At 57.7% G+C, this 2,941-nt stretch carries 1 protein-coding gene and 1 pseudogene; one reads left to right on the top strand and one right to left on the bottom strand.

The features are described from left to right. Positions 1-231 precede the first annotated feature (231 nt). Positions 232-1,044 (top strand): hypothetical protein, encoded by an 813-nt coding sequence (locus ACWDTD_RS20395; protein WP_449748937.1) that lies wholly within the window; start codon positions 232-234, stop codon positions 1,042-1,044. Between the two features lie 246 nt (positions 1,045-1,290). Here the strand turns inward: ACWDTD_RS20395 and ACWDTD_RS20390 are convergent. After that, positions 1,291-2,847, bottom strand: a pseudogene (locus ACWDTD_RS20390) (DUF3427 domain-containing protein); the annotation flags it as partial. Positions 2,848-2,941: the final 94 nt, after the last annotated feature.

The following is a 2,941-nucleotide window of genomic DNA, read 5'->3' as shown; positions in this document are numbered from 1 at the left end:
CGGGCACCTACCTGACCGCCAGCGGGCAGTCCTTATTGGCCGTCAGCGGGCACTTTCATGGCCGCACACGGGCAGTTTTTCATGGCCGTCGACAGACTGCGAAAAAGTCGTTCTTCTGAACGCACAATAAGGAGTCTTGTGAAACCGTCAACTTACAAAATCACTAGGTATAGAGACAGCTCGAAGGCAAGCGTAATTGGCGAGTCCGAAATTATCAAGAGAAACAATAGAATGATTCTCCGTATCGACGGCGTGGATAGCGACCTTGGTGGCGAAACGCCGGACAGCACTGTCCTTTCCGCTGTTGCGGCCGATCCAAATCTTGGAGTGGTTCGCGAGAACGAGGTGACGTGCATCTTCGCCGACCCGTCAATTTCATTAGAACTCCCGTTTGTATTGAGAGCCGAGGCAGATCCATCCAAGCTTGAGAATTTATGTCCAGCTGATTGGGATGTGACCATCAACGAAGTACCTGTCGCTCCGTTCCCGTCCGGCGACGGACTACTCCGTTTGCTGCCGGTTGATGACTCATGGTCGAGCGTGAAACTCGTCCACGAGTGGGTGAACGTCTGTTTCTGCGAAACAGCGAGCATGACGTCAGGAGATAACGTCACTCGAATCGGCCTGCTGAGCGACTCGGTAGTCGCTGCAGTCACAGAACTTGACGTCATTGATGACGATTACGAAGTGCGACTCCACAGGCGCATTTCGGGAAATTCTGACGCGCAGCTCGTTGCAAACTGGCTGACAGATAATGCGTTACTCGAATATCTCGAAGCGGTTCCGCAATTGCTCATGGTCAAGCCCTTCCTCGATGCGGGAACAAGCGTTCCGGGCGGAAAAGGGTGTTTCACGACTTACGGCGATGAGCTGTCGGCTCCCTTCGGGTTGTCATATCAGGATGAGGCCGCGGGGTGCACGACGAGTAGCGAGTGGGTGATCGCACTCGATTTCCCCGCAGGGATGCGTGACGATATCGTTAGAGACATAGCTGCTGGATCGGACAGCGCAGCCAGGTTGGTTGCGAGCGATCAGCACCGCTGAGTCTCGACGTGAAATACGTCTGACCTCTCACCGCACAAGTCATCTAGCCCTTTAGAAGGTCGGGACGAGCAAACGCTGAAGGAGGAAAGCATCCTTAAGGCGATGGGGCCAAGATCGGTTGGATCTTGAACCCAGTCCCCGATGCGTGGGACCGTGACCCGCTCCCGCGCGTTCAGTTGTTGGCCGTCGCAGAGGCATTATCCGTACCAAGTTGCGCCCCTTCGGGTACAGAGCGCGTCACCACCCCTAACTCGCGACGACAGATCCGCTCTCGAACACGTCGATCGGCATAGCCCGTCGCAACTTCCAGTTAATGGCGATCGGGCGCTCGCCTTGGTGGCTGACGTAGTCGACCGGTCCCAGGAAGATGAACGGCATGGCGCCGAACTCGCCGTCCGGGCGGTCGCGTACGAAGAGCAGAATCTCGCAGCCGTTTGTTCGTTGCTGCACGTAGCGGCGACCCATATCTGAGTCGACCGCAGTGTTATTGGGTGATTCCCAATGAAATTCGGTCCTAGAGATGGGGTAGTCGCGGTACATCGTCGTTGGACTGAACTCCCTTTCATCTTTGTGGAGGTTGACGAAGAGTGCTCCGGTCTCACCGCTCCACGTCACGCCACCGGCTTGGCCCCGTGCTTTTCGCTCGATACTGGCGAATCCGATCGCTGCTAGAACTTCTTCACGCCGATACTGCGCGTGGGTCAGCAGCGGCATGTCCTTGTGCTCATCCTCGAGATCTCGAGGCACGTGTCGAATCCCTGCTGTCGATACATCCATGACCTGACCAATTTCTGCGCAGACGGCAGGGTGCGCTCGAAGATGTGCGAACCCTTCGTCGTACGTAGAGAAGCCACCATGGTCAGACCACAGGGTAAGAAACAGCATTCGCGCGTACGCGCGTTCGCGCGCGGTTAGGTCGTCGTACTGGGGTCCATCGGCCGAAGCGAGCCGTCTGTAGATGGCGGCCCGCTCTAGATCGTCGACATGCGCGAGCGCACGGACTCGTCTCAGCAACGGCTCTTCGTCGGGCCCTGCCGCTAAGGTAGGCAACTCGGCATCACGGAGCACCGGCGTCCACGCGCGAGTGCCGCTGCCCGAGTAGATATCGGCGAGATTGCTACCGGTTGCCCGTAGGTACTCGGCGAGCACCGGTGCGTTAACCTGCCGGACAGCTTCGACCAGTGCCCGTCGCCGATTCTTCGGGAGCGCACGTCTGACCGAATCGAGGATGACCTCCTGAGCCTGTCGATCCAGCACGAGTCGGCTGGCCCCAGGCAAGAACGGAAACTCATTGTCGATTTCCTCGATGAGGCGTTGTCCGTGCGCACCGGTGAGGGCGGTGAAACGAGGCGCGAAGTTAAACTCGGCACGTTGGTGGCCGATGAAGTCCAAAACGGTCAAGACAGCTTTGTCATTGCTCCGTCGAAGCCCTCGGCCAAGTTGCTGAAGGAACACAGTAGCGCTCTGCGTGGGGCGCAGCATAAGCAGGGTGTCGACGTCTGGGATGTCGAGTCCTTCGTTGAAGATGTCTACAGCGAATAGACAGGCAATTTCTCCGAGACGAAGTTGCCGCAAGGCAGCGGCTCGGTCACCCGAGCTGGTTTCCTGCGTTATCGCCAATGACCGCAGCCCTTGCCGTGTGAACTCGCCGGCCATGTACTTGGCGTGCGCAATGGAGACGCAGAAGCCCAGTGCGCGCATAGTCGTCGGAGACGAGACGTAGTCACGGACTGCGTTAAGTATCAATCGTGTTCGAGCGTCGTTTCCGGTGTAGACGTTCTCAAGGTCGTGTGTGTTGTAGTCGCGAGGAATGATCAAGACCTGTGGATCTGGGAGGGCGTGCCTTCCCGCAGAATGATCCCGGTAGTCACTTGATCAAGTCAGCGTTGCAGCGCTG

It is taken from the genome of Gordonia sp. NPDC003425, assembly GCF_053588635.1.
The sequence above is the reverse complement of the archived record's forward strand: the minus strand, read 5'-3'. Positions and strand labels throughout refer to the sequence as shown.